The 22152-nt window shown below is 63.3% G+C and carries 34 protein-coding genes, 2 tRNA genes and 1 pseudogene; 15 read left to right on the forward strand and 22 right to left on the reverse strand.

Annotated features, from left to right (window positions below; translation table 11 throughout):
* Nucleotides 1-90 precede the first annotated feature (90 nt).
* The 10 genes from JWR89_RS17035 to JWR89_RS17080 form a co-directional block, all read right to left on the reverse strand.
* Entirely contained in the window at nt 91-1152 is a 1062-nt protein-coding gene (locus JWR89_RS17035; protein ID WP_299718217.1) for an ABC transporter ATP-binding protein, read from the reverse strand.
* Nucleotides 1149-1934, reverse strand: coding sequence for an ABC transporter permease subunit (locus JWR89_RS17040; protein ID WP_299718220.1), 786 nt, complete (start codon nt 1932-1934; stop codon nt 1149-1151). The genes JWR89_RS17035 and JWR89_RS17040 overlap by 4 nt, the downstream gene beginning before the upstream one ends.
* A 3-nt stretch (nt 1935-1937) precedes the next feature.
* Nucleotides 1938-2753 (reverse strand): ABC transporter permease, encoded by an 816-nt coding sequence (locus JWR89_RS17045; RefSeq protein ID WP_299718222.1) that lies wholly within the window; start codon nt 2751-2753, stop codon nt 1938-1940.
* A gap of 178 nt (nt 2754-2931) precedes the next feature.
* Nucleotides 2932-3939, reverse strand: coding sequence for an ABC transporter substrate-binding protein (locus JWR89_RS17050; protein ID WP_299718223.1), 1008 nt, complete (start codon nt 3937-3939; stop codon nt 2932-2934).
* 249 nt (nt 3940-4188) lie between these two features.
* A tRNA-Pro gene (locus JWR89_RS17055) sits at nt 4189-4265 on the reverse strand.
* Between the two features lie 67 nt (nt 4266-4332).
* Entirely contained in the window at nt 4333-4746 is a 414-nt protein-coding gene (locus JWR89_RS17060) for a DUF192 domain-containing protein (protein WP_299718278.1), read from the reverse strand.
* Nucleotides 4747-4950: 204 nt separating this feature from the next.
* Nucleotides 4951-5619, reverse strand: a complete 669-nt coding sequence (locus tag JWR89_RS17065) for a cold-shock protein (RefSeq protein ID WP_299718225.1) — start codon at nt 5617-5619, stop codon at nt 4951-4953.
* 197 nt (nt 5620-5816) lie between these two features.
* Complete coding sequence (locus JWR89_RS17070) at nt 5817-6578, reverse strand: Sir2 family NAD-dependent protein deacetylase (RefSeq protein WP_299718227.1); 762 nt, start codon at nt 6576-6578, stop codon at nt 5817-5819.
* 99 nt (nt 6579-6677) lie between these two features.
* Nucleotides 6678-6989 carry an H-NS histone family protein gene (locus tag JWR89_RS17075; RefSeq protein WP_299718229.1) on the reverse strand — a complete coding sequence of 104 codons (312 nt, stop codon included), beginning with the start codon at nt 6987-6989 and terminating at the stop codon, nt 6678-6680.
* A gap of 178 nt (nt 6990-7167) precedes the next feature.
* Entirely contained in the window at nt 7168-7407 is a 240-nt protein-coding gene (locus JWR89_RS17080; RefSeq protein ID WP_299718230.1) for a hypothetical protein, read from the reverse strand.
* A gap of 90 nt (nt 7408-7497) precedes the next feature.
* Here JWR89_RS17080 and JWR89_RS17085 point away from each other — a divergent pair, with 90 nt between their 5' ends.
* Nucleotides 7498-7965 carry a hypothetical protein gene (locus JWR89_RS17085; protein ID WP_299718232.1) on the forward strand — a complete coding sequence of 156 codons (468 nt, stop codon included), beginning with the start codon at nt 7498-7500 and terminating at the stop codon, nt 7963-7965.
* Between the two features lie 98 nt (nt 7966-8063).
* Here JWR89_RS17085 and JWR89_RS17090 read toward each other — a convergent pair whose 3' ends face one another.
* The 3 genes from JWR89_RS17090 to JWR89_RS17100 all read right to left on the reverse strand — a co-directional run bounded on the left by JWR89_RS17090 (nt 8064) and on the right by JWR89_RS17100 (nt 8968).
* Nucleotides 8064-8261 (reverse strand): DUF3606 domain-containing protein, encoded by a 198-nt coding sequence (locus JWR89_RS17090; protein ID WP_299718235.1) that lies wholly within the window; start codon nt 8259-8261, stop codon nt 8064-8066.
* A gap of 88 nt (nt 8262-8349) precedes the next feature.
* Complete coding sequence (locus JWR89_RS17095) at nt 8350-8595, reverse strand: hypothetical protein (protein WP_299718237.1); 246 nt, start codon at nt 8593-8595, stop codon at nt 8350-8352.
* Nucleotides 8596-8761: 166 nt separating this feature from the next.
* Nucleotides 8762-8968: a hypothetical protein gene (locus tag JWR89_RS17100; RefSeq protein ID WP_299718279.1), complete on the reverse strand. Its 207-nt coding sequence runs from the start codon at nt 8966-8968 to the stop codon at nt 8762-8764.
* Between the two features lie 347 nt (nt 8969-9315).
* On the opposite strand from JWR89_RS17100, the gene JWR89_RS17105 reads away from it, so the two are divergent.
* Entirely contained in the window at nt 9316-9483 is a 168-nt protein-coding gene (locus JWR89_RS17105; RefSeq protein WP_299718240.1) for a hypothetical protein, read from the forward strand.
* Between the two features lie 128 nt (nt 9484-9611).
* Here JWR89_RS17105 and JWR89_RS17110 read toward each other — a convergent pair whose 3' ends face one another.
* The gene (locus JWR89_RS17110) at nt 9612-9935 is read right to left on the reverse strand and encodes a hypothetical protein (protein WP_299718242.1); all 324 of its coding nucleotides are present in this window, start codon (nt 9933-9935) and stop codon (nt 9612-9614) included.
* Here JWR89_RS17110 and JWR89_RS17115 point away from each other — a divergent pair.
* Nucleotides 9934-10113, forward strand: coding sequence for a hypothetical protein (locus tag JWR89_RS17115; RefSeq protein WP_299718244.1), 180 nt, complete (start codon nt 9934-9936; stop codon nt 10111-10113). The two genes, JWR89_RS17110 and JWR89_RS17115, sit on opposite strands and share 2 nt — an antisense overlap.
* Nucleotides 10114-10190: 77 nt before the next feature.
* On the opposite strand, the gene JWR89_RS17120 is transcribed toward JWR89_RS17115, so the two are convergent.
* Nucleotides 10191-10478 (reverse strand): hypothetical protein, encoded by a 288-nt coding sequence (locus JWR89_RS17120; protein ID WP_299718280.1) that lies wholly within the window; start codon nt 10476-10478, stop codon nt 10191-10193.
* Between the two features lie 241 nt (nt 10479-10719).
* On the opposite strand from JWR89_RS17120, the gene JWR89_RS17125 reads away from it, so the two are divergent.
* Nucleotides 10720-10965, forward strand: coding sequence for a hypothetical protein (locus JWR89_RS17125; protein WP_366142998.1), 246 nt, complete (start codon nt 10720-10722; stop codon nt 10963-10965).
* A gap of 45 nt (nt 10966-11010) precedes the next feature.
* Here the strand turns inward: JWR89_RS17125 and JWR89_RS17130 are convergent, their stop codons facing one another.
* Nucleotides 11011-11196: a hypothetical protein gene (locus JWR89_RS17130; protein WP_299718246.1), complete on the reverse strand. Its 186-nt coding sequence runs from the start codon at nt 11194-11196 to the stop codon at nt 11011-11013.
* A 297-nt stretch (nt 11197-11493) separates the two neighbouring features.
* On the opposite strand from JWR89_RS17130, the gene JWR89_RS17135 reads away from it, so the two are divergent.
* The 3 genes from JWR89_RS17135 to JWR89_RS17145 all read left to right on the forward strand — a co-directional run bounded on the left by JWR89_RS17135 (nt 11494) and on the right by JWR89_RS17145 (nt 13154).
* Nucleotides 11494-11637: a hypothetical protein gene (locus tag JWR89_RS17135; protein ID WP_299718248.1), complete on the forward strand. Its 144-nt coding sequence runs from the start codon at nt 11494-11496 to the stop codon at nt 11635-11637.
* A 104-nt stretch (nt 11638-11741) separates the two neighbouring features.
* Nucleotides 11742-12191 carry a VOC family protein gene (locus JWR89_RS17140; protein ID WP_299718251.1) on the forward strand — a complete coding sequence of 150 codons (450 nt, stop codon included), beginning with the start codon at nt 11742-11744 and terminating at the stop codon, nt 12189-12191.
* Between the two features lie 318 nt (nt 12192-12509).
* Complete coding sequence (locus JWR89_RS17145; protein WP_299718253.1) at nt 12510-13154, forward strand: glutathione S-transferase; 645 nt, start codon at nt 12510-12512, stop codon at nt 13152-13154.
* A 3-nt stretch (nt 13155-13157) separates the two neighbouring features.
* Here the strand turns inward: JWR89_RS17145 and JWR89_RS17150 are convergent, their stop codons facing one another.
* Together JWR89_RS17150 and JWR89_RS17155 are read right to left on the reverse strand one after the other, a co-directional pair.
* Nucleotides 13158-13310 carry a hypothetical protein gene (locus tag JWR89_RS17150; protein ID WP_299718255.1) on the reverse strand — a complete coding sequence of 51 codons (153 nt, stop codon included), beginning with the start codon at nt 13308-13310 and terminating at the stop codon, nt 13158-13160.
* 15 nt (nt 13311-13325) lie between these two features.
* Entirely contained in the window at nt 13326-13577 is a 252-nt protein-coding gene (locus JWR89_RS17155; RefSeq protein ID WP_299718257.1) for a PilZ domain-containing protein, read from the reverse strand.
* Nucleotides 13578-13891: 314 nt separating this feature from the next.
* Here JWR89_RS17155 and JWR89_RS17160 point away from each other — a divergent pair.
* Nucleotides 13892-13966 (forward strand) — tRNA-Glu (locus tag JWR89_RS17160).
* Between the two features lie 244 nt (nt 13967-14210).
* Here JWR89_RS17160 and JWR89_RS17165 read toward each other — a convergent pair.
* Complete coding sequence (locus JWR89_RS17165; protein WP_299718259.1) at nt 14211-14486, reverse strand: metal-sensitive transcriptional regulator; 276 nt, start codon at nt 14484-14486, stop codon at nt 14211-14213.
* A gap of 54 nt (nt 14487-14540) precedes the next feature.
* Here JWR89_RS17165 and JWR89_RS17170 point away from each other — a divergent pair, with 54 nt between their 5' ends.
* From JWR89_RS17170 to JWR89_RS17190, 5 genes are all read left to right on the forward strand, one after another.
* Complete coding sequence (locus tag JWR89_RS17170) at nt 14541-17027, forward strand: heavy metal translocating P-type ATPase (protein WP_299718261.1); 2487 nt, start codon at nt 14541-14543, stop codon at nt 17025-17027.
* 51 nt (nt 17028-17078) lie between these two features.
* Nucleotides 17079-17504, forward strand: coding sequence for a YeeE/YedE family protein (locus tag JWR89_RS17175; RefSeq protein ID WP_299718263.1), 426 nt, complete (start codon nt 17079-17081; stop codon nt 17502-17504).
* A gap of 8 nt (nt 17505-17512) precedes the next feature.
* Nucleotides 17513-17965: a YeeE/YedE family protein gene (locus tag JWR89_RS17180; RefSeq protein ID WP_299718265.1), complete on the forward strand. Its 453-nt coding sequence runs from the start codon at nt 17513-17515 to the stop codon at nt 17963-17965.
* 386 nt (nt 17966-18351) lie between these two features.
* Nucleotides 18352-18939, forward strand: a complete 588-nt coding sequence (locus JWR89_RS17185) for a hypothetical protein (RefSeq protein ID WP_299718267.1) — start codon at nt 18352-18354, stop codon at nt 18937-18939.
* Nucleotides 18940-19075: 136 nt separating this feature from the next.
* Nucleotides 19076-19315 (forward strand): hypothetical protein, encoded by a 240-nt coding sequence (locus JWR89_RS17190; RefSeq protein WP_299718269.1) that lies wholly within the window; start codon nt 19076-19078, stop codon nt 19313-19315.
* Between the two features lie 10 nt (nt 19316-19325).
* Here the strand turns inward: JWR89_RS17190 and JWR89_RS17195 are convergent, their stop codons facing one another.
* Entirely contained in the window at nt 19326-19586 is a 261-nt protein-coding gene (locus JWR89_RS17195) for a hypothetical protein (protein WP_299718271.1), read from the reverse strand.
* A 148-nt stretch (nt 19587-19734) separates the two neighbouring features.
* Between JWR89_RS17195 and JWR89_RS17200 the strand changes: the two genes are divergently transcribed.
* Both JWR89_RS17200 and JWR89_RS17205 read left to right on the forward strand, forming a co-directional pair.
* Complete coding sequence (locus JWR89_RS17200; RefSeq protein ID WP_299718273.1) at nt 19735-20769, forward strand: PrsW family glutamic-type intramembrane protease; 1035 nt, start codon at nt 19735-19737, stop codon at nt 20767-20769.
* Nucleotides 20770-20853: 84 nt separating this feature from the next.
* Nucleotides 20854-21429: an HdeD family acid-resistance protein gene (locus JWR89_RS17205; RefSeq protein WP_299718275.1), complete on the forward strand. Its 576-nt coding sequence runs from the start codon at nt 20854-20856 to the stop codon at nt 21427-21429.
* 117 nt (nt 21430-21546) lie between these two features.
* On the opposite strand, the gene JWR89_RS17210 is transcribed toward JWR89_RS17205, so the two are convergent.
* Both JWR89_RS17210 and JWR89_RS17215 read right to left on the reverse strand, forming a co-directional pair.
* Nucleotides 21547-21819: a hypothetical protein gene (locus JWR89_RS17210; RefSeq protein WP_299718277.1), complete on the reverse strand. Its 273-nt coding sequence runs from the start codon at nt 21817-21819 to the stop codon at nt 21547-21549.
* A gap of 41 nt (nt 21820-21860) precedes the next feature.
* Nucleotides 21861-22152: pseudogene (locus JWR89_RS17215) on the reverse strand (lysine 2,3-aminomutase); the annotation flags it as partial.

The raw sequence follows: 22152 nt of genomic DNA on the forward strand, positions 1-22152 counted from the left end.
ACCTTGCCATAGGCCAGTTCGCCCGGCGCCTTGATGTGCAGATCGGAGATCTGGGCGATCAGGATCGGTTTTGACGGCATCGGACTTCCCTTAGTCTTCTCTTGGCAACAGGCGGATGGCTTCCGGCGCAACGGACAAGCCCACATGATCGCCGATTCCTGCGACAATCGTATTGGGGGCGTCGACCACCAGCGGCTTCTCGGCGGCGCCGGTGACGACGAGTCGCAGCCGGTCGCCAATGAAGCTGACGCTGTCGATGATGCCTGTCAGGGAGGCATCGCCCTGCCCGACAATGCGGATCGTCTCCGGGCGGATCATGGCCACGGCCGCAGCGATATCGGCCGCCTCTTGCAGCGCAAGGCTGCCGCCGGTCAGCATCAACCGCCTGCCAATCACCGGCCCTTCGACGATATTGGCCGCGCCGACGAACTCCGCCACGAAGCGGCTCTGCGGCGTGAAGTAGATCTCGCGCGGCGTACCGATCTGCGCGATGGCGCCCTTGCGCATTACCACGATGCGGTCGCCCAGCTCCATCGCTTCGGCCTGGTCATGGGTGACGTAGATCGTGGTGATGCCCAATGAGCGCAGCAGCCGGTTCAGCTCGCCACGCAGCCGGTCGCGCAACGAGGCGTCCAGCGCGGTCAGCGGCTCGTCGAGCAGCAGCACCCGCGGACGGATCGCGACGGCGCGGGCAAGCGCTACGCGCTGGCGCTGGCCGCCGGAAAGCTGGTCGATGCGACGATCCTCGAGCCCGCCGATATTTGTCAGCGCCACCATCTCCTTGATACGCGCCGCGCGGGCCTTGGCGTCGATGCCGCGGATCTTCAGGCCGTAGCCGATATTGTCCGACACGCTCATGTTGGGAAACAGCGCATAGGACTGGAACACCATGCCGACATTGCGTTGTTCGATCGGCACCGGGGTCATGTCGTTGGTATCGAACAGCACGCGGCCGCCGGCGTCGGGCTGCTCAAGCCCGGCGATGATGCGCAGCATGGTGGTCTTGCCGCAGCCGGAGGGGCCGAGCAGCACCAGCGTCTCGCCGCTGACGATGTCGAGCGAGGCCGGCGCCAGCGCTTGCGTGCCGTCCGGAAAAGTCTTGCCGCAGCGTTCGATATGCACGGCGGCGCCGTGTCCTGCGATTGCACTCATCTCTTCTGGCCCTCATCGGCAAACATCTGCATCGCCACCAGAAGCGGGACAATCATGACAAAGAAAATCAGCGTATAGGCGGAGGCGACCTCGAGCCGCATCGACGCATAGGCGTCGGCGAGACCGACCGGCAGCGTCTTGGTCAGCGGTGTATGCAGCATCCAGGTCAGGTTGAACTCGCCGAGCGACAGCGTCACCACCATCAGCGATCCCGCCAGAATGCCGGGCATTGCATTGGGCACGATGACGTTACGAAAGCGTCGCCACGGCGAGGCGCCGAGCGAGGCCGCGCCCTCGTCCAGCGTCTTGATGTCGATGCTGGCAAACACCGCCATCACCGATCGCACCATGAACGGCATGGTGAAGATCACATGGCCGGCGAGGATGAAGAGCCAGGAGCGGCGGAAGCTGCCGAAGCCGCCATAGGTGAGTAGCAGCGCCAGCGCGATGGCGAGGCCGGGGATCGCCAGCGGCAGCGTGATGATTTCCTCGATCACGCGCGACAGTTTTCCGCCGCGCACATGCAGCGCGTAGGCCGCGGGCACGCCGACGACCAGCGTCACGACGAGCGTGGCGATGGCGATGACGAACGACAGGAAGATTTCGCCGGCATAGAGCTCCCACACCTGCCTCACCCATTGCAGGGTGATGCCGGACTGGATGCCGCGAAAGTAATTCACGGTAACTCCGGCCGACAGCGACAGGATCACCGGCACCACGAGGAAAGCGGCGACCAGCAATGTGAAGCCGAGCTGGCCGAGAAAGATCAGGCGATCGCGCATGGCCTACCCCGCCGCCGCGACGGCGCCGCCGCTGAACGACCGCGCCAGCGCCAGGATCGCCCAGGCGATGACGCCGAGCCCGATCGAAAGCGCCGCCGAGATCGAGAAATTCGCCGCCAACGTGAACTCGGTATAGATCAGCATCGGCAGCACATCGATATTGGTGGCCAGGGTGAAAGCCGTGCCGAACGCGCCCATGGCGGTGGCAAACGCAATGGCGCCGGAGGCCACGAAAGCCGGTCCCAGCGCCGGCAGCACCACGTCGCGCTGCACCGCCCACGGGCTGGCGCCGAGCGAGCGCGCGGCCTCCTCCAGCCCGACATCGAGCTTCTGCACCGCGGCCATGATGGTCAGGATCACGCGCGGAATCGAGAAGTAGAGATAGCCGAGGAACAGCCCGAAGATCGAATAGGCAAACACGATCTTCTCGCCTGATACCGCATTGCTAATCGCACCGATCAGGCCCTGCCGCCCGGCCAGCAGAATGATCAGGAAGCCGACCACCACGCCGGGAAATGCCAGCGGAAAGGTCAGCATCGCGATCAGCACGGCGCGTCCGGGAAAGCGATGGCGCTGCAGGAACAGTCCGGCGATGGTCGCGATCACCAAAGTGGCGATCGTGGTCGCCGCGGCGAGCACCACGGTGTTGATCATGGTGGCGCGGTAACGCGGCTCGGTGAGGATGGCGAGGTAGGCACTGAGCCCACGCGGGCCGGTGGCGCCGACCACCACCAGCTGCGCTATCGGCAGCAGGAAGAAGGCGATCGTCACCACCACGAGCGGCAGCAGGCAGATCCAGACAAAGGTTCTATGCGACATGGTACATTCTGGCGCGCTTTCTTCCTCTCCCCCCTTGTGGGAGAGGGTGGCCGCGCGTCAGCGCGGTCGGGTGAGGGGTAGCCAAAAAGCTCCGCGCCAAGTAACCCCTCATCCGTCGCGGCTTCGCCGCGCCACCTTCTCCCACAAGGGGAGAAGGAAGAAGATCGAGCTTACACGATCAGCGGACTTCGGCGAGGTAGCGGTCGGTGAAGCTTTTTTGCGCCAGCTCCATCTTGCCCCAGTCGACGCTTTTGGCGCGGGCATAGTCGCTGTCCGGCAGGAATTTGGCCTTCACGGCTTCCGGCAGCTCGATCTTGCGGGCCGGACGCAGATAGGCGTTGGTCCAGATCGCCTGGCCCTTGTCGGACAACAGATAGTCCATGACCTTCTTGGCCTTGTCCTTGTCCGGCGCGTTTTTCACGAGGCCGACGACATAGGGAAACACCACCGAGCCTTCGCAGGGAATCACGAATTCGAAATTGCCCTTCTCCGAATACTTGGCGCGGTAGGCGTTGAAGTCGTAGTCGAGCAGGATCGGCATTTCGCCGGACACCACGCGGGCGTAGGACGTCTGCTTCGGCACGATCGGATCGTTCTTCTTGAGGTCCTTGAAGAATTGCAGGCCGGGCTCGAAATTCTCCGCCGAACCGCCAAGCGCCAGGTTGACCGCGACGGCGCCGACATAGCCGACCGCCGCCGAGGACGGATCGAGATAGCCGACCATACCCTTGTAGGCGGGTTTCAGCAGATCCGCCCAGCACTTCGGCACCGGCGCGCCGGACAGCGCATCCTTGTTAACGAAGAAGCCCAACGTGCCGGAATGGATCGTGGTCCAGTAGCCGTCGAGATCCTTCAGGCCAGCATCGACCTGGTCCCAATGGACGGGCTTGTAGGGCTCCAGCGCATCCTGCGCCTTGGCTTTCATGCCGAAGGTGACGCCGAAATAGCCGATGTCGCCGACCGGATTGGCCTTCTCGGCGAGGATCTGCGCCAGCGCCTGGCCGGAATTCTTGTTGTCGTGCGGCATCTCGATATTGAGGTCGGCCTTGATCGCCTTGACCATCGACGCCCAGTCGGCCCATTCCGGCGGACAATTGTAGCAGATCACGTCGGCGGCCCGGGCGGGCGCCTGCGGCGCGAGAAACGCGACAGCAAACAGCGCTGCAACAGCAAAACGCATCTTCATAGGAGTCTCCGGCTGGCAATTAAATGTTGTCTGTCGGCGATGCCAAGCAGATCGTTCAACGGCAGCAGCTACAGGCCGGACATGACAGATTCACGACAAAGGCGAAGATGTTCCATGACAAGGAATGGATGCGTCCGGCGCCGCCTATCAACGCGCTTGTGGGCTAAGGGAGCGCGTGACGCCAACGGCACGTCAAATCGACCGCGCATCACAATAACGGCGAAAATTACATGAAATGTCAGTGGGGTATGGTCGGGGCACAAGGATTCGAACCTTGGACCTGCAGTACCCAAAACTGCCGCGCTACCAGGCTGCGCTATACCCCGACGATGCGGTGTCGATACACGCTTCGGGGCGCGCCAGCAAGGCGCGTCTGCGGGTTGCCCCGCCCGCTCAGCGCGCCTTGAACAGCGGGTGCACGATCTGGTCGCCGGGGGCAATGCCATATTTTTTGGCGGTGCCGGCGATCACCTCCAGCACGCCCTTGGCGGGGCCGCCGGACGGAATGATGCGGGTGGATTGCGGCTCGGTATTCTCGGCAATGCGCAGGATCCGGCCGTTGGCGCCGATGAAAATCATGTCCAGCGAGATGAAGGTGTTCTTCATCCACATCGAGACCTGCTGCTCGGGGGAGAAATCGAACAGCATGCCGCGGCCGTCGGCGAGTTCCTTGCGGTACATCAGGCCGGTTTCGCGTTCCTTGTCGGTGGTGGCCATCTCGACGGAGAACATCTGCACGCCGGACTTGGTGACGATCTCCAGCGGCTGCACCTCCGCGGCCCGCACCGCCCCGTTCGGCGACACCATCAGGAGCAGCGCGGCCAGCGCCAGCAAGGAAGCACGGCAACGGGCGAAACCAGGAAAATTCATCGACAGCAATCCACCGCAAAACCCGGTCGGAGCGCCGGGCGCCGCGACCCTAGCCTGACGATGATGGCAAATACCAGACGGTAGGGCTGCACAGCGACGTGATGACGATGCATGGCCGTCGTGGCGCGCCGCAGGTCGTAATCAGTGCGACGACAGTCCCGGGGCGCCGGATTCCGGCTGGATCTCGGCGGCCATCATGCCCTTGGAGCCGGGCCCGAAACGCACCAGCACATACTGGCCGGGGCGCAGCTCGGTCATGCCGAAGCGGCGCAGGGTTTCCATGTGGACGAAGATGTCCGGGGTGCCCTCGCCGCAGGACAGGAAGCCGAACCCGCGCAGCCGGTTGAACCATTTCACCTGCGCTCGCTCAAGCCCGCTGGTCGGCGTCACGCTAACATGGGTGCGCGGCGGCAGCATCTGCGCCGGGTGGATCGCGGTGGACTCGTCCATCGAGACGATCCGGAACGCCTGGTAACCCTTGGCACGCTGGACGCATTCGACCACCAGACGGGCGCCTTCATAGGCGGTCTGGTAGCCATCGCGGCGGAGCACGGTGACGTGCAGCAGCACGTCGGCCGCGCCATTGTCGGGGATGATGAAGCCATAACCCTTCGAAGCGTCGAACCATTTGATGACGCCGCTGATCTCGACGAGATCGGCCGACTCGCCGTGGCCCAGACCCGCAAAAGGGTCCAGCGCGTCGCGATGATCGGCACTACCAGATAATTCCGTCGGTCCGGATCGTTGTGAACCGGTGCCACCCGGTATCGGGCTTCCCAACCGCTTGGACTCAAATCCGTCCGACCCCATGACCCCGGATCCCACACCTGATTGCGGACCGTCTTCGCAACTGACAGCCACCCCCGCGTGCCCATCGATGACAATTCATGATGACGCGCCGCGAATCTCGCACATCGAAGATAACACTGTCGGTTGTTCGGCAAAGACAAAAAACGAACACAGTGCGAGCTATGAACAGGCTTGCGCTCCGACGAATCAATCATCCATCAGTTACCGACGAACGGTGCCAGCGTCTCGCCGATGTCGTGGCGGATGACAAGGTCGGCCTCGGAGTCCTGTTCGGTCGGTTCGTTGTTGATGATCACGAGTTTGGCGCCGGACTGTTTCGCGAGGAGCGGAAAACCCGCGGCCGGCCATACCACCAGCGATGAACCGATCGCGATGAACAGGTCGCAGCGTTGCGCCAGTTCGGTCGCGCGGCGCATCTCCGCTTCCGGCATCGCCTGGCCGAACGAGATCGTCGCGGTCTTCACCGGCTGATCGCAGACCGTGCACGATGGCGCCTGCCCGTCGTGGTCGAAGCTCGTTTTCACCCAGGCCAGCTCATAGTCTTTTCCACAGCCGATGCAGCGTGCGTAGGTGGTGTTGCCGTGCAGCTCGATGACGTCGGCAGCGTCGAAGCCCGAGGCCTGGTGCAGGTTGTCGATGTTCTGGGTGATGACGGCTGGAATCTTTCCGGCCTTGTACAACGACGCCAGCGCGCGATGTCCCCGCCCCGGTCGTGCGGCGGCAAAGGTCTGCTCCATCGCGAACCGCCGCCGCCACGCTTCGTTGCGGGCGTCCTGGCTGGCGACGAACTCGTCAAACGGAATCGGCCGATTGCGCGTCCATATGCCGCCAGGCGAACGGAAATCCGGAATGCCGGTTTCGGTGGAAATGCCGGCGCCGGTGAACGGCACGATGGTCGCGGCTCCGGCGATCATGTCGCCAAGCCGCTCGACGCCGCTGCTGAGACTGGTTGCTATCATCGAGAGGATCCGGTGCAGACTGTACCCGCGACAATGCCGCAGACCGCCGACCAGTGCCACGCCCGTCGTCGGCAGGCACGCAAACTCTGGGAGCGTCGCCTACTTCGTTTTGCCGCGTGGTTTTTTCGCCGCTTTCACGATCAGGAAGTCGTCGCGCTTCTTGCCGGCCGCCAGTTCTTTCGCCAGCCAGCCGGCGACGCCGCCACGGCCTGTCCAGGTCTCGCCTGTCTTCGGATGCCGATACTTCGGCGGCACCGTCGTGCCTTTGGCCGTGCTGGCCTTGCCGTTGCTGCCGATCTGCGCCAGTTGCGCCTGCAATTCGGCGCGACGCTCCTGCAACTGGCGATCGACGGCCTCGCGTAGCGCGAGCAGTTCGGTGACCGAAAGCGATTTGATCTGGGGGATCGGCATCCTGCGCTCCAATAAAATGCATGGCGTGGATCGCTTGGAGTCTGAATAGGCTCCCCGCACGCTCTCTAAAATGTAAATGCGCGACGGTGCCGGAGCACCGCACTCAGAATAACAATTCAAACGAGGCGAATAAAGCGCCTTTACAGTACTAAAATACCAATCGACGTGTTGCGCACGCTCAAGCGGCGCGCGACACGTCCTTCGCGGACTCGTCCTTGGAGGCTTCGTCCTTCTTCGGCTTCGCCACTGGCGTGGCCTGCGACTTCTTCACCGACTTGCCGTAGTGCGACAGCTTTTCCAGCTCGGCTTCAAGTTCGGCCTGCCGCGCGGCAACTTTCTCCGCCAGCTTGTCAGTAGCCTGATCGCGCAGCGCCGCGAGCTCTTCGATGCTCAGTGAGTCCAGATCGATCTTGGCCATGACAATCTCCGTTTGTTCCGAGCTATCGGGAAGCCGTCTGCGCCGCAAGCCGCACGCCGTGATTATCCACGTCAACCTCCCGTTCGCAATTTGATTGACGTGCTCAGTTATCTTGGATCAAATGCCTACGGGCTTGAGGTACATGTCATGACATCGTGGATGGAAGAGCGCGACCGGCTGGTGGCGCAGACATTGGCGTTTGTACAGGAAGTTGCGGCGGCGCATCCCGCTCCGCTGATGGCTGCCGCCGAAATGCGCGCGGCCGGCACTCCCGCTTCCGGCAGATCCGATTCTGAAGAGGCCGCTGCTACGTTGAATGCGGCCGCTGCGCCAGCGCCGGTGATCGCCGCTCCACAGCCGGTTCCGGCTACGCGCGCAGCGAGGTCGTCCAAGCCGCTGGCCACCCTGGTTTCGGAGCGTGCCGACATCATGCAGCGCGTAGAAGCGTTCCGCGCCCGGCAGAGCCGGATCATCGAGGAGCGCGAAGCCTATTGCGAAACGGTGAAAGCCAAAATCCGAACAGTGCTCGGGAACGATTCAAAGGACACCCGGTTGTAACACCGGAGCAGCTCCCCGATGCTCTATTCTTCCGAAAGCCCCGTCCTCCCCCGGCGGGGCTTTCGTCTGTCGGCAATGGTCTGTTTGAAGGTCGCGGCCTATTTGCCGAGATGTCGGCGCACCGCAGCCACCGACGAGCCGACTTGATCGATGGCGGCGCTCAACTCGGTCGATGAAATGTTGAGCCGGTAGGCCCAATAGTCGCGCTGTGATGCATCCGACGCGTCGATCACCGGCGCCGGCTGCACGCCGCGCTCGGAAGCCAATACCGTTGCAACCGGGACAAGCTGGATCATCTCCGTAGGCTACCACGGCGCGCCCGTCCTTAAAGGAGACCATCGATCCAGCGTTAACGGCCAGTATCCGCGACGCGGTAAATGCGGCCTATCGCATCATGCCGAGCGAGGCCTGGACTTCGCCGAGCGGAATGCAGAGCTTCTTGCGGCGCAGGCCGCGGATCGCCCCGGTGACCTTCAGCACCTGGCCGATGGCGCAGCTGCCATCCTGCACCAGCGCGATCTCGTACGGTGCCAGCAACAACGGCTCCGACGTCCGGATGGTTTGCGCCAGCGATGGCGTCGCCACAGCCGCAGCAAGAAATCCCAAAGTCCCCGACAACGCGATACGCATTTCTAATCCCCGACACCCAACAGCAGCGTCCTAATACGGGTCCATGGGTTAAGGTTTCACGCCCTTAAAAAATATTTGCGCCCGTTCGGCCAAGCCGTCCGACCGCATGACTGCCCACGCCGTCGCCAACTCCAAAGCAATTTTCGCGCCTACTTCGGCGCGGCGGTCAGAGCGTGTGTTGCTTGTGTCCGCATTCCTTGCAGGCATAGCTAACGCGGGCGACGCCCTTCGGCGCCGTGACCTTGTTCGGCGCGCCGCATTTGCCGCATACCGCCATGATCCGGGTATCGCCCTGCTTCACGACGATGGCCTTGCGCTCCATGCTTTCGCGGATCAGGCGCTCGGCCTCTTCGCGCATCGCCTGCTTGTCCATACCGTTCCCCTGCAAGACGGAGCGCGAAGGTTCTGCCAGGGCGCTGGTCTGGGCGGCGTTATAGCCGAAGGCTGCGACAGTTTCCAAATGCCTTGCGCGGGATTTGCAGAAATTTGCGGATGACCGCTCTGTTATCCGGCGCCGGCTCTCGCCCAAGCGGAGACTCTTTTCGGGGCCGCGGTACGGACTCCGATCCGCTGCATTTCCGGGCAAAACCCACGCCATTCCGATGGACAAAATCGGCGACATGAACTAGAACAAAATAAGAACATTCGCAGCCGATCCGTCACCGGAGCATCACGAATCCAAACGGGTTGGCGGCGTATTGGGACGCGAGGGAGAACATCATGGATTTGCAGGCACGTATCGAACTTTGGAAGAGCATCGATCCGGATCCCGAGTTCTGCCGGCGAGCGGAGCGGGAAATGCTGCTGCTGAGTTGCGCGGATGAAGACTGGATTTCCGCACGGATGCGGGACTTTGAGGAGGCACTCGCCCCGGAGACGGCGACCTGACGGAACTTTCGGCCGACGAGGCCGTTGCTATTCCAGTCACCCTCTGGGTGAAACAGAACCCCGCATCACCCACTGTGACGCGGGGTTTTTTATTGGAGGCATGTCATATGTCTGCGTGGAGCATTTACTTACGCGAGCAGGCCCTCGTCGCCGACCGCGTCGCCAAAACCATGCAAACTCCGGAATCCCGCAAGGAATTCGAAGATATCGCCGCCAGTTATCGGCGCGATGCCGATATCGAGGAAAAAACGCCGGGAACCGACAGCAACTGCCCGCCATCGAGGGAAGTACCGCGCCGCCGGGCGTCGTAGGCGCGGATGCAGGCAGGCTGTTGATAGGCTGCTCGGCGCAACCTGCGCGCGCAGCCAATCCACCGGACTTGTTCGTCGCATCCGATTGACGCCGCATTTGATGGCGATGCTGGTTACCGAATAAATCGAAGGAACTGCCATGAACGAAGAGCGAATTTCGGCGGAGCGCGCCGATATCGAACGTCGCGTCGCCGATTTCAGGGAAACCCAGGCCAGGTTCCAGCGCGAGCGCGAGGATTACTACGAAGCCACCATCGAGAAGGTGCGCACGATCGATTGGATCAGCTTCGAGGACCAAGAGCACCAACAAGGGCACTAGACAGCGGGCTTCAACGATCACCCTTGCACAGCGAAGGCCCGGATTTTGCTCCGGGCCTTCGTCGTTAGTCGATCACATCACCAGTAGCCGTAGTGGCGATAGTAACGCGGACCTCCGTAATAGGCGTAGGGGCCCGGGCCGTAACCGTAATAGGCCGGCCGATAATAGCGCGGGCGATAATAGCCGGGGCCGTAGCCATACGGTCCGTAGGCGCCATAGGCACCCGCGGCGAGCGCGCCGGCCGCCAGACCAAATCCGATCGCCGGGCCAGGCCCCCATCCGCGACCGCGCGCCTCGGCCGGCGCCGTGACCGCGGTCGCGCCGATCGCCGCAACCGTTGCCAGGATCAAGGCTGTCTTTTTCAGGTTCATGTCGAGCTCCTTTCATAACACTCGCCAGATAACGCCATCTATTTTTGATGGTTGCAGGAACGGCAAAATTTTCGTTCTGGCTCGCGCGTCCGCGGAACCGTCCGACGGACGTTTACGTATCGTTCACCATAGCGCGCGCTGTGTCGGAACAGCCCACCTTTGTCCCCATTGCCCACTCAACATCCGGCGAATGCGTCGTCCGAACGACGCGTTGGCCCAGTCAGTGGAGTAGCGCGTGATCGAACAGATCGACAAGATTGAAAAAATCATCGACGAGTTGCTGGTGAACCTCGGCGATATGGTGATGCGACTGGCGCATCCGCACATTACCCGCACCCGCGAGGAGCGCGAAGCCCTCGCCCGTTCGGTGCATCAGTTCTCGGTGTGCGCCGCAACGTCGAAAGATCCGCGCGTGCGGCAACTGGCTGAAGATCTCGAGGACATGCTGAAGCCGCGATTGCGGCTGGTGGCAAGTCGTTAATCGACGACATCGGCTGGCCGCATCGCGGCAACAACCCGCCGAGGATCAGTGCGCAGACGCCGACCCGCCTGCAGTGCGGACGATGCGGTCGGCCTTCTTCAGCACGTAGGTGTTTTCCGGCTGCTCGCGCGCGAAGTAGCTCACCAGCACGAACGCCGTGCAGAACAGCAGGCCGACCAGCATCACGCGCCGGTGGGTTTGTCGATCGGCCGTATGGAATGAGCTGGACATGATGACCCTCGCCAGCCCTACACATACAGCTCCGGCGCGCCACCACAATCGAACTCGCGTTTTAACCTAACTTTTGAAGGTTATCGGCCGCCGCCAATTTGAACGAAGCTGTTTCCGATCGTTAATTTCCCGGGTTGGCGCGCTGGACACGATTGTGTCGAAGCGTGCCCCGGCTCGCTGCGTGGACAGATGCCTCCGGCCAATTCGCAATCGGCGTCTGTCCCCGTTGTCCACAGCCTGTTTCGGTTGACGGCGAATCGCGACGCAGATTCTATGCCGGCAACCACGGAGCCGCCGATGCACGACCGCCACCTTCTCCACGAATTCATGACCGGCCAGTCGCATCGCGAATTTGCCCGCCGCGACCGACGTATGCGTCTGCTGATCCAGATCGGCATTGGCACCATGGTCGTGCTGGCGGTCGGCCAGATGTTCATCTAGCGACCCGCAGTTCCACGCCACCTGGCGAAAGCCACCCTGCCCCTGCCCGCCTTCTTCTGCTATCCAGCGCCCGAACTGCCACTCATCCCGACGGGAGATCCGACATGCGCTACCTCCACACCATGCTTCGCGTCCGCAATCTGGACGTCGCGCTGAAGTTCTATCAGGACGCACTCGGGCTCAAGGAAGTCCGCCGCATCACCAACGACAAGGCTAAGTTCACCCTGGTGTTTCTGTGCGCGGCCGAAGACGAAGGGCTGCTGGCGCAGGTCAAGGGCCGCGGCGCGCCGCTGATCGAACTGACCTACAACTGGGAAGAAGAGAAATACGGCGAGGACCGCTATTTCGGCCATCTGGCTTACGAGGTCGATGATATCTACGCGACCTGCGACCGCCTGATGAAGCTCGGCATCACCATCAACCGCCCGCCGCGCGACGGCCAGATGGCATTCGTGCGCTCGCCCGATCTGCATTCGATAGAGCTGCTGCAGAAGGGCGACGCGCTGCCGCCGCAGGAGCCGTGGAGCTCGATGCCGAATACCGGACATTGGTAGCAAAACAATTCCGCCGTCATCCGCATCGGGTGGAACCCGATGCGGGGTGTCGCGTTCATGATGCGAAGTTTTTTTCATGGAGGCGACGACGATGGGACGTGGACTTTTGCTTTGGCTGCTGGGTGTGCCGATTCCGGTGATCCTTCTACTGTGGCTGTTCTTCGGTCGCTGACATCAGGCTGATACGACGACCAATCAGGCTCCGCTCGCACGGGGCCTGATTTTTTGTGCGCTGCGCTCACGCTTCTCGGCCTTGCCGCGAGGGTCGGTTGATGGCTAAACCAGCGCAGATCTTCACCGCGCCAGAGGAAGCTCACCGTGCCATCATCGCCACCGACGCTGCAGATCTGGGGCCGCGCCAATTCGGTCAACGTACAAAAAGTGCTGTGGTGCTGCCGCGAACTCGCGGTGCCGTTCACGCGCATCGACGCCGGCATGCAGTACGGCCGCACTGGCGATGCCGATTATCTGGCGATGAACCCGAACGGCCGCGTGCCGACGCTGGTCGATGGCGACTTTGCGCTGTGGGAGTCGAATTCGATCATGCGCTATCTGGCGCTGACCCATGCCAGCACCTCGCAGATCTATCCCGCCGAGCCGAAGGTCCGCGCCGGCATGGAGCGCTGGCTCGACTGGACGCTGTCGACGCTGCAGCCGGTGGAGCGGCCGTTGTTCTGGGGCCTGGTGCGAACCCCGGTCGCGGAGCGCGACGTGGTCGCGATGCAGCAGGCCGCCGACACCGCCGCGGTGCAGTGGCGCATCGTTGATCGCCAGTTGGCGGATCGCGCCTACATGGAAGGCGAAGCGTTCAGCCTCGCCGACATCGCCATCGGCGCCTATGCGCGGCGCTGGCTCGGCGTCGAGGGCGTCAACCGCCCCGCGCTACCGCATCTGCAGCGCTGGTTCGAGACCATAGCCCGTCGCCCCGGCTTCCAGGAATTCGTCGCGCCGCCGATGTCCTGAGCGCTATTGCAGCGAGCGCTCGACCAGCAGGATGGCGACGATCAGCACCAGCGTGATGGCGGCCACCAGCAGCCGCGTGGTCCAGCCCATACCGCGGCCGATCCACCACAGCAGCGCGCAGCTCATCAGCACGGGGATCACGATGTCGGGCCGCATGGCAGGCTCCGGCGATCAGACGAAACGGACGCCGAGCGTCTTGCCGCGGCGCCATACCACTTCACAGGCGCGGCCGGTGCGGGCGTCGCGCGCAAACGCCAAGCGGATCTTCATCGGCACAGAGCCGGGATCATCGACCACCACCTTGGCCCCGGTTGCCGACAGATCCAGCACGTTGCACGGCCGGACCGCGAATCCGCCTTCGAGCGTAATCCAGCCAGGCTGCTGCACCGATCGGCGCACATCGCGTTTTTTCGTCACGGCCATCGTACCACTCCAGGCCCTCCTCCTACGCCTCGCATGCTTTAAGAACCGTTGCGACACAGTGCTAAACCCGGAAAAGTGGCGGCGCGGGCGCGGCTCTGGCGGCTTCAACCGAGATATCTCGCAGGCGACTTGCCCCTCCCGCGAAACGCCACTATACGTTCGGCCGCTGCCGCCCAATCAACTGCCTTCGGTTCGGCGCAGCGCGTGACAAGATCAGCTCCAAGGCTTTGACGTCACGAGGTTATTTGAGATAAGCCTTGGCGAAACGGCGGCTGGGACGACTTTTAACGAGTCGCACTTTTGCCAACGTTTTTGCTCCCTTCGTCTATCGGTTAGGACGCCACCCTTTCACGGTGGAGAGAGCGGTTCGATTCCGCTAGGGAGCACCAAACTACCCCTCTGAAATCATTGATAAAGACGCCATACGATGCTCTCGGCCCCCTATCGGTGGCCGAGGCAAACGACATGCTCGGGTTTTCGCCGGGTTTCCACGTTACGCGCTGCCATTCTTGTTGCCCTGCTTTTGCCCGCTTACGTTCGCGCAGTTCGAACCACGCCACGATGGCACACGAGCGGCTTTCGATCGGACGGCATTGATCAGCATCAACCCGCCGCCGCGATTCAGGGCGCAGACTACCGGTCGGCCCGACCGATGACTGCCATGAGTTCGGATATCTTGGCCCGCTGATCGGCCTTGTCGCCACTCGCAATGGCGTGTTCGACGCAGTGGGACACGTGATCCTTCAGGATTTCTTCCTCGACACGCCGCAGCGCCGCGCGAACCGCAGAGATCTGCGTGACGATATCGATGCAGTAGCGATCCTCTTCGACCATCTTGGACAGGCCGCGGACCTGTCCCTCGATCCGGCTGAGGCGTTTTTGGCAGGATGTCTTGATGTCGTTTCGCATTGTGGCTATATACCCCTACCAGGTATGGGTGACAAGTGAGCTACGGAGAAGGTAATGACCGACGCCAAGAACGCAAATGCGAACGCAAATGCGGAAGTCGCTTCGGGGAATTCCGGGGGCTGCTGCTCGTCCAAGGCGGCGGCGCCATCGACAACGACGCCGGCTCCAGCCGTTGCAGCGACCAAGGGCGGGTGCTGCGGCGGAGGTCACGATCATTCCAGCCATCATCATGGCGCCCATCATTCCGATGGCGAGAAGACCGTGCGCGATCCCGTCTGCGGGATGACCGTCGATCCCGCGACAAGCCAGCATCGGTCCGACTATCGCGGCGAGACCTATCATTTCTGCTCGGCAGGATGCCGGACCAAATTTGTCGCCGACCCGCAACAATATCTCGACAAGGGCACGCCGAAAGCCGACGTGCCGGCGGGAGCGATCTACACCTGCCCGATGCATCCGCAGATCCGCCAGCTCGGGCCCGGAAGCTGCCCGATCTGCGGCATGGCGCTTGAGCCCGAGGTGGCCAGCCTGGATGCGCCGCCCAATCCGGAGCTGGCCGACATGACGCGCCGCTTCTGGATCGGATTGGCGCTGGCGATCCCGCCGGTGGTCCTTGAAATGGGCGGCCACCTCGTCGGGAGCCACGGCTGGGTCGATCCAACCTTGTCCAACTGGATCCAGCTTGTCTTCGCCACGCCTGTCGTGATCTGGGCCGGCTGGCCGTTCTTCGTGCGCGGCTGGCAATCGCTGCTGACGCGCAACCTCAACATGTTCACGCTGATCGCGATGGGCACCGGCGTTGCCTACCTCTACAGCGTCGTGGGAACCGTCGCCCCCGGGATATTTCCCGCAGCTTTCCGCGGCCATGATGGCGCGGTTGCGATCTACTTTGAAGCCGCTGCAGTGATTACGGTCCTCGTCCTGCTCGGTCAGGTCCTCGAGTTGCGCGCCCGTGCGGCGACATCCGGCGCGATCAAGGCTCTGCTCGAGCTTGCCCCCAAGACCGCCCGTCGCATCGGGGACGATGGTGCCGACCACGAAGTCCAGATCGACAGCCTGGCCGTCGGCGACCGGCTGCGCGTCCGGCCGGGCGAGAAGGTCCCCGTCGATGGCGTCATTCTGGAAGGCCGGTCGTCGCTCGATGAGTCGCTGGTGACCGGGGAATCCATGCCGGTCACCAAGGAGGCCGGCGGCAAGGTGATTGCGGGCACCCTCAATCAGTCCGGCGGTTTCGTGATGCGCGCCGACAAGGTTGGACGCGACACGCTGCTTTCACAGATCGTCAAGATGGTGGCGGAGGCGCAGCGCTCGCGCGCGCCGATCCAGCGGCTCGCCGACAAGGTCGCCGGCGGGTTCGTGCCCGTGGTGATCGCTGTGGCCATCGTCGCCTTCGGGGCCTGGGCCACCTTCGGTCCGGAGCCCCGAATGGCGTTCGGCCTCGTCGCGGCGGTGAGTGTCCTGATCATCGCCTGTCCTTGCGCGCTCGGCTTGGCCACGCCGATGTCGATCATGGTCGGCGTCGGGCGCGGCGCACAGGCCGGCGTTCTGATCAAGAACGCCGAAGCCCTGGAGCGCATGGAGAAGATCGACACCCTGGTGGTCGACAAGACCGGGACGCTGACCGAAGGCAAGCCGAAGGTCGTCGCGATCGTTCCGGCAGCGGGATTCGACGAGAACGAAATCCTGCGACTGGCCGCCAGCGTCGAGCGGGCCAGCGAACACCCTCTCGCCGATGCCATCGTGCGATCCGCCAAAGAGCGGAATCTCGCTTTGAGCAGGGTGGAGGAATTCGACTCGCCCACCGGCAAGGGGGCCGCGGGCAAGGTCGATGGCAAATCCATCCTGCTGGGTAATTCGAAGTTCTTGACCTCGCTCGGCGTCGAGAGCCAGTCGCTCGACGCGGAGGGCGAACGCATGCGGGCGGACGGCGCCACGGTCATCAACATCGCCGTCGATGGCAAGCTCGCCGGGCTGTTCGCCATTGCCGACCCGGTCAAGCCATCGACGCCGGCGGCGCTCAAGGCTCTGGCAGAGGAAGGCGTGAAGGTCATCATGCTGACCGGCGACAACCGCACCACGGCAAACGCCGTCGCTCGGTCGCTGGGGATTACCGACGTCGAGGCCGAGGTGCTTCCGGACCAGAAGAGCGCCGTGGTCGCCAGACTGCAGAAGGCCGGACGGATCGTCGCCATGGCCGGCGACGGCGTCAACGACGCCCCGGCGCTGGCCGCCGCTGAAGTCGGCATCGCCATGGGAACCGGCACCGACGTTGCGATGGAAAGCGCCGGCATCACCCTGCTGAAGGGCGACCTGGGCGGCATTGTTCGTGCGCGCAAGCTTTCACAGGCGACCATGAGCAACATCCGCCAGAACCTGTTCTTCGCGTTCATCTACAACGCCGCCGGTATCCCGATCGCAGCGGGTATCCTTTATCCGACGTTCGGGATCCTGCTCTCGCCCATCATTGCCGCGGCGGCCATGGCGCTATCCTCGGTCAGCGTGGTCGGGAACGCCTTGCGCCTGCGGGTGACGCGATTGTAGCAAGCGAAACGAAGCCTCCGAGATCCCGCGTCAGAAATGATGGAGAGCGTCATGGCCCATTTCACTCCGATATCCGCCGCAATCGGCGGCGGGCTGATCGGGTTATCCGCCGTGATGCTGATGCTGTTGACCGGCCGGATTGCCGGAATCAGCGGCATATTCGGCGGGGTGCTCGATTTCAGCGGCGACGATAAAGGCTGGCGCATCGCTTTCATCGCGGGGCTCATTCTGGCACCTTTGATTGCCGGCGTGATGGGCCACCAAATGCCGTCGCCAGGAATGCCGGCCAGTTGGAGCATCATAATAATAGCAGGCCTTCTGGTCGGCTTCGGCACAAGGCTCGGGGGCGGCTGCACCTCCGGTCACGGCATCTGCGGAGTGGCGCGGCTGTCCAGTCGCTCTGTCGCAGCAACGGCCATCTTCATGCTGGCGGCAATCGCAACCGTCGCGATCACCCGTCACGTGTTCGGAGTCTGACGATGCTAATGACCGCTTCGCTGTTGTGCGGATTGGTGTTCGGCGCCGGCCTGCTGATTTCGGGAATGGTACAACCGACAAAGGTTTTGGCCTTTCTCGATATCTTTGGCGCGTGGGATCCAAGCTTGGCCATCGTTATGATCGCCGCACTCACGGTGTCGATACCGGGTTTCATGCTGGCGAAGCGCCGTTCCCGGCCTCTCTTCGCCGCGAAAAGCCTCTGGCCGACCAAGTCCAAAATCGATCAGCCCCTCATTCTGGGAGCAACGCTATTTGGGATCGGTTGGGGTCTTGTCGGCTTGTGCCCAGGACCGGCGTTGGAAAGTCTCGCGACGTTATCACCGCGCTTATTTGTCTTCGTCGCGTCGATGTCGGGGGGCATGCTCCTCGAGAGCATCTGGCGACGTTCTCGGCCACTCCCGCAGCGTGAAAGGGACCTCGCGAATGTTGCCGACGGATGAATCGATAGTGCTGCCGATGCGGCGTGTAGTCATCCGCCGTCTTAGGTCAAAATGCATGAAGCGAGACCTGAGAAAGCTAGTCCGAGATGTCCTCAGCAGCGACGATTCCGGACGGCCGAGCTGGATCGCGATGCGGTATTTTGCGCACCAGAATTATTGGACCGTCTCAACCGAGACGAAGCTAAGCCAGCGCTCGGCCACTACGCGACAGCGATTTTAATGTATTAGTTCAACTTAAATTACAAAACGATTTCAATAGTATACAAGTTCGCAGATCTATTTCGGACGGCGCACTATTTGCCTTCCGGAGTGCATCGGCGCCGCTCGATTTGGTCGCGGCCATGATTTTCGTTGGAATTAATCCGCTTCCCGTGCAGAATTAGCCCGTGGACGGCCGCGACTGGCCAGGAACCATCGCTTCCCCGGAGACTTTGTTCTTCATGGTTGACGTCATGCCACACATGTCCAAGACGAACGCGCCCTGGCGCATAGGTCCTCAACCCGTCCTGCTGGCCGCCGCCGTGCTTGCTGTCGTCGTGATCGGCATCGGCTGCATCGCGGTTTGGCGCGGCTACACCGGCACCGCGCCGGAGCAGGAGCGCGTTACGATCGCTCGCGTCAATCAGGCCCGCGTCGCGCAAGCCTCCGAGCAACTGGTGGAAAAGACCAAGGGCATCGAAGAAACCCAGCAGCAGTCGATCGACCAGTTGCAGGTGGTGCAGGATCAGTTGGTGGTGATGACGAAACTTCTTGCTCTGCAGCAGGCCGAGACCCGCAAGCTCAATGAGCAGGTCGGCAACCTCACCGGTTCGCTCGACAACATCCGGCAGTCCTTCGCCAGCGCGCAGGCGGCGCCGGAAGCCGCAGCCCCCTCCTCCGTGCGTGAACGCCCCCGCCGCCGCGCGCGCGCCGCTGTAACCCGGGGCAAGCCGAAGGCCGTCGTGCAACGCGGTCGCAGCAAATCTCGCGGCTGATTGCTGCGCGGCACGCTTGGCATCCAATTAATCCGCGCTTGTCGAATTCGCCGTCCCGCGCCTACTCTGTCGTGCCGGACGCAACCTGCATCGCTCAAGTTGCAAGGTCATGCGTGTTCCCCGGCAGGGAGCGAACATGAAACATGCCCTCGATGAACGCCATCACAACAAGGATGGCGAGATCACCCATAAGTACGGCACCACATCGCTGGCCACGCTGCGCAAGATCTACGGAAAGTACTTCGCCGCCGGCCATCCCGACACCGCGACGCTCAGCGACATTCTGCTGAAACTCAACGAGACCTCGCTCGGTCAGCTCCGCCGCGACCACGAGACCGGACATCTCGCGAAGAAAATATCGAAGGCATCGGTGTGATGCGTGATCGCTAGCGCCGCCGCGCTACCGCCACGCCGAGCAGGAAGGCCACGAGCAACGAGCCTAGCGGCGCCTCGCGGGCAACATTGGCCAGGATGCTCAACGGCATTCCGGGCTTCTTGCCGGATTCGATGGCATCGCCAAGGCGGTGGACGGTGTCTTTCACGGTGTCGGTGACTTCCGAAATCGTCTCCGAGATCGTCGATTTCGGCTCCGGCACGGGATCGACGCCTTCGTAGATGTAGGGAGGTGTGGTGGCGTCGTCGGTCATGGCTGCATCCTGCTGACTCGTGGGCTTCTGCAGCCCAATCGGCCGGACGCAAAATGGTTCCACCGTGCCGGAAAGGCGGCTTTTGGCCGCGATCCGCGGCCACCCTCGCCCTGTCGCGCGGCGACACGGTCGCTATACTTGTCCACCGATGAACCTGCTCGAATCGCTCCCCACCGTCATAGGCATCGCTGCCGTCGCGCCCGCTCTGCTGGTGCTGTGGCTGGTCGTCGCCGCCGACGAGCGGCCGGGACCTCCGGGACTGGTCTGGGCCGCGTTTGGGCTGGGCGCCGCCAGCATCTCGCTGCTCGGCTATGCCCGCGCGCTGTTCGCGGCGATCTCCGGCCTCACCGACAACCCGACGCTGGCCATGCTGCTGCATGCGCTGTTCGCCGTCGCGGCGCCCGAGGAGATCGTCAAGATCCTGGTGATCCTCGCAGTTTCCACCCAGCGCGCCCGCTCCGCCGACCCGATGGACACCGTGGTCTATGGCGCCGCCGCCGGGCTCGGCTTCGCTGCCTATGAGAACCTCGTTTACCTCATGCAATATCCCGAGATGTGGCGTTCGCTGGCGGTGCTGCGCAGCGTGCTGACGGTGCCGTTCCACGGCGCGCTCGGGGTCATTGCCGGCGCCTACATCGCCATCGCCCGTTCCGGGCGGGCGCTCGGCGCGCATCGCCGCGACGGCCTCGCCTTTATCCGCACCCCCTTGCTGGTGGTGCTGGCGCCGGTCTCGCTGCACGCGGCGTTCGACCTGCCGCTGCTGACGCTGCAGCAGTATCCCGAGGTCGTCGGCGTGATGCGCCGGGTGCTCGAGGCCGCCGGCCTGGCGATCGGTTTCGGCACTATCGCGCTGGCAGCGCGGCTGGTGCGCCGGATCGGCGCCCACCACGCACCGCATACCGAAGTGTCGCGCGAACGGCTTCGCCAGTTGCGCGGCATGTGGGCGCTGCTGCTGGCCGGCGGCGGCGCCGGCTTTGCCGGAACCGCCTTCCTGCTGTCTTCGATCCAGCACTGGTTCAGCAACCCCGACCGCAACGTCACCATGTTGCTGATCCCGCTCGGTTTCGTCTCGATCGCCATCGGCATCGTCCTGCTGGTGCTGACCACGACCGCCTATATCCTCGGCCGCAACCGGCTGCGCGCCGCAGCGCCCGGCGGCCACGTGATGTCCGGGCAGCATTGAGTCCAACAAACTTCCCGTGTCCCGCTACCGGTTGTATAGTCGGGCTTCAGCCAGCCCATCGGCGCCGGCATCGGGAATTTTGATATGACGCTTCCTTCGGACCTCGCGGCCCTGCAGTCGAAAATGAGCGAAGCCGTACGCGCGCACTGGAAGGCTTTCCTGTTCGAAGGCGTCGTGCTGGTCATCCTCGGCCTTGCCGCGATCATCGTGCCGCCGGTCGCCGGCATCGCCGTCACCGTGATGCTGGGCTGGATGTTCCTGGTCTCCGGCATCGCCGGACTGGTGATGACGTTTTGGGCCAGGCAGTCGCCGGGCTTCTGGTGGTCGCTGGCCTCGGCCGTGCTGGGCATCGGTGCCGGCCTGATCCTGCTCGCCAGGCCCGCCCAAGGCCTGCTGACCCTGACCTTCGTGGTCGCGGCCTATTTCCTCGCCGAAGGCGTCGCCTCGATCATGTACGCCCTGCAGCACCGCAAGGAATTGTCCGAGCGCTGGAGCTGGATGGCGTTCTCCGGCGCGATGGACATCCTGATCGCGTTCTTCATCATCTCCGGCCTGCCCGGCTCGGCGGAATGGGCGATCGGCCTGCTGGTCGGCATCAACCTGGTGATCGGCGGCGCGTCGCTGATTGGCGTGGCGCTGGCGGCCCGCAACAAGGTTTGAGGCGTCACCTTTCGTAGGGTGGGCAAAGCCAGCGTGCGCGCAGCGCGCGTTGGCGTGCCCACCGTACAGACGGTGGGCACGGCGCAAGGGCGCCTTTGCCCACCCTACCTTGTCACTTCAGCAGCCCTTGCAGATGCCTTTGATCATGCGGTCGAGCTCGCGGTCCTGGGCGTCGATCCTGCCGGGATCGTTGCTGCCGGTTTCCGCGGGCAGGTCGCCGGGCCGCGGCTGACGGTGACCGACCGGCGCAGTCACGACCGAACGCGGCTGGTCGCCCTGCTGGGCGCGTTTCACCGACGTCGGCGGCGCATTGCGCGTCGAATCCTGCGCGCTCGCCAGCGAGCTTCCCAGCATCGCCAGACAAGCGACGGCCGCGATGATTTTTTTCATTGGACTTCTCCGACCCTAAACAGTTCAGCCAACTTCAACGCTCACGGTTTCGGTGGGTAGAGGTGAACGTCGCCGCAGTAATCGACGATACGATAGCCCGATTCCCCGGGCGCTTCACGTTCCCGCGACAAATAGTCTGGGCCGACCGGCGCCTTGCCGAAACCGCCGGGGATATCCAGCACGTAATCCGGCTGGCACAGGCCGGAAACATGGCCGCGCAACTGCCGCATCAGCGCCTGCCCCTCGTCGATCGTGGTGCGCAGATGCGCGGTGCCCGGCGCCAGGTCCCCGTGGTGCAGGTAATACGGCTTGATGCGGCATTCGACGAAAGCC

Origin of the sequence: Tardiphaga sp. (assembly GCF_028290785.1) — a bacterium.
GTDB lineage: Bacteria > Pseudomonadota > Alphaproteobacteria > Rhizobiales > Xanthobacteraceae > Tardiphaga.